General features: G+C 57.1%; 3 protein-coding genes. All 3 read left to right on the top strand.

The window, feature by feature from the left end; translation table 11 throughout:
* A partial coding sequence (locus HKN37_16355; protein NNE48225.1) for a T9SS type A sorting domain-containing protein occupies nt 1-173 on the top strand: 173 nt, incomplete at its 5' end.
* Nucleotides 174-294: 121 nt separating this feature from the next.
* Entirely contained in the window at nt 295-4317 is a 4023-nt protein-coding gene (locus HKN37_16350; GenBank protein ID NNE48224.1) for a T9SS type A sorting domain-containing protein, read from the top strand.
* A 306-nt stretch (nt 4318-4623) separates the two neighbouring features.
* On the top strand, nt 4624-6133 hold a 1510-nt coding region (locus tag HKN37_16345), incomplete at its 3' end, for a hypothetical protein (protein NNE48223.1).

Raw genomic sequence — 6133 nt, 5'->3', positions numbered from 1 at the left:
TGCACATCTTCGACCTGCTCGGACGCCGAGTCGCTACGGTACTCGACGGTATTGAGACGGCGGGGGATCACACGGTGCAGTTCGATGCCAGAGGACTCGCGAGCGGCATCTACCTGTATCGGATCTCCGCCGGATCTTTCGTAGAGACAAGGAGGATGGTTGTGGTGCGGTAGTCACCGAAATCAAATTGGCGGCCGAGCCCCGGCATTAAAGCAGAGGACACACTCAACAAAATTAGAATCGGAAATGCGAGACCTTCTTGGATCCTCTGTCAATAGACGCCTTCGTCCTGAAGTGAAGATCGCTTTTTGGTACGTGATCGTACTTGCGGCGCCGCTCAGCGCCCTCGGCCAGACGTGTGATCCAATAAGCGTCGAGGCATCGGGCTTCCAGCTTTTCACGACCGCCCCCGGATCGCCGCTCGGTGATGGCATCGACGAGGAAACGTGGTGGACACTGGACTTTCGAGCTGACACGACGCGGCTCAAGGAAGTCGTGCGACTCGACTCAGCCAGGTTGACAATCGATATCAAGCCTTCGCAGGCCCAGCTGAACACGGATTTTCTTGGAATCGAAGACTTTGGCAACTACTACCCGGAGGAGTTTGACGACCTGCCGGTGGATGTGGTATCGAGGGTGGAGGTGGATCTGCTCTCCAATTGGTCGGGCAGAGAGCTGATAGCCGCTATCCTCGCTCCACAGGAGAACAGAGACCCGCCGCTGACCTCCCAGGGCGGCGAACTGCTGATGCAGTACAACGACGACGCGACGATATCATACGTTCGTCTGGACCTCTACTCCCTGCAACTCTGTCCCAGCCAGTGCTTTGGCACGAGCAAGACGACGGCATCGGTATGCCAGCTTATTGTCAATGTCAACGGTGACGAATCGGATACAGACCTTTCGGACGAAGCATGTGATGTGGACCCTGGGGAAGATGGGGAGCAATGCACGCTACGGGCTGCGATTGAGAACGCGAACCAGTCCGGGATCGCGTCGTCGATCCTGTTTAGTATTCCGACGCCGCTTTCGACCGAGATTGTGCCAATCAGTCCACTGCCTGAGCTACTGGTGAGCGTTGACATCGATGCACAGACACAACAGTCCACAGCTGTCCGAATAATCGGCGCTAGCATGCAGGTTTCGGCGGACGGTCTGGTGTTCAAAGGCAATCAGTCTACCCTGAGAGGCGTGATCCTGGCCGGCTTTCCCGGGAACGGGGTGGTCGTTTCCGGTGCAGATGAGTTCACGCTCGTCTCAAGCCAGTTAGCGGAAAACGGCGGTAACGGGCTCTTCGTTCAGTCAGGCGTCAAGCACGTAATCGGTGGTGATCGTTCCGCCGACGGGAACCAGTTCCTGGAAAATGGAGGATTTGGGATCGTTATTGAGAATTCCAACACCTCGTTTCCGAACGATGTGATTCGTGCCAACATTTTGCGTCAAAACAGAGATGGTGGCCTGCTCCTCGACGATGTGACGGGAGCGTGGATAGGGGGCCCCGACCGCGACCATGAGAACCTAATCGCCTTCCACCCGGACGGGGCAGGGCTCGACATTGCCAACTCGTCGGGCGCTCTCAACACGGGATCATCCTATTCTGTTGTCGAGCGTCTTGAGTCCTCTAACAACAAGTTCGGTGTTCGACTGGTTGCTTCGAGCGGAATCCGGATCGGCACGCCCGGGACCGACTTTTCGAACCAGATAAGCGGCGATAGCGCCGGAGTGGCAATCCACGGCGGGTCCTCCAACATCATACTTGTTAAGAACAGGATACAGCTCAGTCAGGTCGGGGTGGAGATCATCGACTCCGCAAACAACCGCGTCGGGGGCCTGTCACCGGATAGCCTCAACCGCATCGGTTTGAATGACGGGGCAGGTGTTGCCGTCGTTGGCGCATCAAGCCTGGGCAATTCGATCCGCGGGAACGATCTCGAAGGCAACGGTGGCCTCGCGATTGACCTTGGTAACGACGGGCCCACCGCAAACGATATCGGTGACCTGTTCTCCGGTATCGACACGGATTCGGGTCCAAATGGGCTACTCAATTTTCCTGCAGGCGTTACGTCCAGAGACTCAGCCGGAACGATTATTGTCACCGGCATGGTAGAAACACGTGACCCCAGCTCAACAGTGGTGGACCTATACGCGACGTATGATACGCATTCGTCGGGGCGTGGCGAACCGCTTGAATACGTGACAACGGTTTCGCCGGACGCGTTTGGTATCTTCCACACGGAGCTCACACCCTCGCAGCTATCGGAGGGTCGTCTCGTTACAGCCATCGCGGTGGCATCGGATGGGTCGACGTCAGAGGTTTCGACAGTCTGTGCAGATCCCGATGGGGACGGAAGAACGGATTCCGACGGTGACGGCATCTGCGACACCTGGGAGACGGCGGGTATTGACTACGACGGTGACGCGAAGATCGACCTTGATCTTCCGGCCCTTGGCGCCTCACCGTTTCGCAAGGACCTGTTCGTCGAGTACGACTGGATGGTAGAAGCTGCCTCCATGGGAGGCGTCAGTCACAAACCAGTAGCAGGTGCGATCAGCGACGTCGTACGGGCATTCGATCGCTCGACGGAAAACATCAACCTGGTGATGATGGCATCAGAGGGAGTACCGGAAATCGATCTAATTCAGTTCAGTCAAGATCCTGTTGAGCTTTCACCTCTCGGTACATTCGACGATCTCAAGTGGGGCAACCCGATCTCTCCCTGTGGTACCGAAAAATCCGATGGCCATTTTGGTGACCCAGCCGATCGGAAACATGAAGAATGCGCAGCACGGCTTGGAGCTCGACGCCTCGTGTTTCGGTATCTCGTTTTTGGTCACAACCACGCTCATCGAGTAAAGTCCGGCGGCATCGCGGAGATTGCAGGAAATGACTTTCTCGTGACCGTTGGCGGATTCAGTCCTGCCGGCATGAGACGGCTGGCAGGGCTCGGACCGAAGGCGCCGATTCGTCAGGCTCGCCGCATCGTTGAAGCGGGAACAACAATGCATGAATTGGGGCACACCCTCAACCTGCTGCACGGTGGAGGAGACGACACAAACTGCAAGCCCAATTATGCGAGTGTGATGAACTACACGCTGCAGAATCCAGGGCTGATTCCGACTCGACCGTTGGACTATTCGATCGACAATCTGGATGCGCTGAACGAAATGTCGCTCGACGAAAATGTAGGTCTCAGTGGGTTCATTGGCCGCTACGTTGTCTATAACGAGAACACGGGTTCGGCACCGCAACAACTCCGCGTCACCCGAACCAATACTCGGCCAATCGACTGGAACGGAGACGGTGATCTGACAGGTACGAATGTCAGGACGGACCTGAACGTGGTAACGGCCATAGAGAAATGTGACGTACGAACGCTGGAATTAACGACGTTGCATGGCCACCATGACTGGCCGTCGCTTATGTACGACTTTCGCGTGACCGGGTATTTCAGAGACGGTGCCGACCGCCCGGCTGATCCCACGCGTGGAGGGGAGATGACAGAGGCCGAACAGGTGGCGGCAGCCGGATCCTTCGACTTCGACGGTGATGAGCTAGTAAACTCCGAAGACAACTGTCCCGCGGTAGCAAACGCGGATCAAGCGGATGTCGATCAAGATGGCGTCGGGGATGCATGTGAGGGTGAGATCGCGGACCTGTCAATTCAGCTCGCTGCTGAGAGGGCGTGGAATCCGGAGGAGGCCTCCTACCAAACGCGGTTCGTTTTACGACTCGAGAATCTCGGGCCGGCCACGGCAAGGAATATCGCGCTGGTCGATTCTCTCGATTCGAGGTTCAGCGTTACATCGATCATGGCGTCCAGCGGCGACTGTTCAGTTGTTTCCGGTGGCGTTAGCTGTGGTGCTGACAGCCTCGCGGTGAATGATACGCTCCGCGTCGAAATCCTTGCCGAAACCAATACCTTGGGTCCGGCCGAAAGCGTAGCTACTGTGTCGTCTCTGGAGTTGGATACAAATCCGTCCGACAACCGTGTATCGACGACCATCGCCGTCGGAACCGAGGATCAGGGTAAGTTTCCCGAGGAATTCAGTCTCGATCAGAACCACCCCAACCCGTTCAACCCGACTACGACGATTCCGTTCGACATCGCAAAACCGGGAGAAGTCGAGATCACGGTGTACGATGTGATGGGCCGCCAGGTGCTTCGTGCAGATCAGGGAACTCTTACTCCAGGTCGGTACCGTGCGGCGTTCAACCTGTCGCACCTGGCGAGCGGGGTGTACGTGTATCGGATTCACGTGAACAGTGGAAATCGAAAGCTCTTTGAGGCTGTCAACAAATTCGTGCTGGTGAAGTGACGGCGAAGCCGCTAATACGAACGCTCTCTCGCGAGGGCAGAGTCGGTGCACCAGGAAAGCCAAAGCCCTTTCGAGACTGGTCCGTTGCCATTGTCCTGAACCTTCAAATTATGAAGACGTCCCTTCGATTCGCCGTGCTGTTCGCTGCCAAACGACATTGTGAACGCAGAAGCCGGGATCCTCTTCCACCTCAATGAGCCGACCGACACGCCGCCGATCTTCAACACCATCGCTGCGGAAACGCCAGGTGTGCGAGCTCACGATCCTTGCATAGCTGAAACCGCGCTTAACATAATTCAGGAAGCCATGAAATCGATCCTTGCCGCCTCTTTTCTATTGGTTTTTGGTGCTCAGAGTTCTAGCGCTCAGCTATCCGGTACGTATACGGTGGGAGGCGCCTCACCGGACTTTGGCAGTCTTCAGGAGGTGGCCGACTCGCTGGTGTCGGCCGGCGTCGGCGGCAACGTCAGTATCCTCGTGCGACCAGGCGTGTACACCGAAGCCGGCGGTACTCTTCGGGTTCTGGATCTCAGAGGTGATATACCGGGTGCCTCGAACGCCGCACGTGTGCGATTTGGGCCGGACGTGGCTTCGGGCGCCAGCAGTGCCAACGTCATACTCCGCCGCGCGTCGGGCACACGTGAGGATGGCTTCGTCGTTCAAATCAAATCCAGCCACACTGTTATCGATGCGTTCACGGTTGAGTTGGCGGACACGACCGCGGCCGTCGCTGAGATTCCAAGCCTCGTATACCTGGAAGCGGTCGCAAACGCCGGTGTCGAAAACATGATCGTCGATGGCCTGGGTGCCCGAAGAGCCTGGCGGGGCATACTCATGAGGGATGTCAGAGAGGACGTCTTCGCCAGAGGCAACCGGATCAACTCCTGCGTGGAACCGATATACATCGGTACCGGGATGCCGGCAGACAGACTGACGATCAGCGGAAACCACATGACGGGAATGTCCATACTGCCCGAAAACAGGTTCCCGGAGTACGGGCTGTATCTGCGCCTGGATGGAGGTGGTGTCGACGTCGTCGTTGCTGACAATGTGTTGGACTATCGCGGCGCGAGCGGCATCAATGGAATAGGTATCATCGGAAACATCCACAACATCAAGCTTCGCCTTGAGCGCAACCAGGTACTCGGCCTCGACTCCAACTACTTCCCTTTCCAGTGGGGACACCTCCTGGAGGTGAGTAATGTCACGAACGCTTTGATCGCCAACAACTTTTTGAGCGGTAATTCTTCCCGTGGCGACGGTGCCTTCATCGGCATGGACCAGTACGGGGACACGCTGACGTTCGTACACAATACCGTCCGCGTGGGTGGCGGGACCTGCCAAGCGCTTTTTGTGAGGCGAGACAACCGATTTCAGTCCTTCGTCAGGGTTCTAGACAACATTCTCATCAGCGAGGGTAACTGTGCAGGTTTCTCAAACACACATGCCGTCTTCTCGTATACCACCGATGCAGAGATTGACTACAACGTCCATTCGACGCTCTCCGCCGTGCTCATCAGGGACGACGCGCCTGGCGCGAACTATCTGGATCTCGCATCATGGCAGGCGGCAGGCTTTGGTGAGCACTCGATCGTCCAGCGTGTTGAGTTTGTCGACGATCAGTCAGATCTGCACCTTGGCGAGTGCGCATTCGAGGACGAGTCGCTGCGCGGCATTGCTCTACCGCTTGTTCCCATCGACTTCGATTCCGAGGGTCGTGACCCTCAGATTCCGTTCATCGGAGCGGACGAGCCCGGCGGAGGACCGCCGGACGTCTTCGGAGCGCCATCAATCTTTGCCGCCGGGAAGGGTCCCT

The organism is Rhodothermales bacterium (assembly GCA_013002345.1).
GTDB lineage: Bacteria > Bacteroidota > Rhodothermia > Rhodothermales > JABDKH01 > JABDKH01.
The sequence above is the reverse complement of the archived record's forward strand: the minus strand, read 5'-3'. Positions and strand labels throughout refer to the sequence as shown.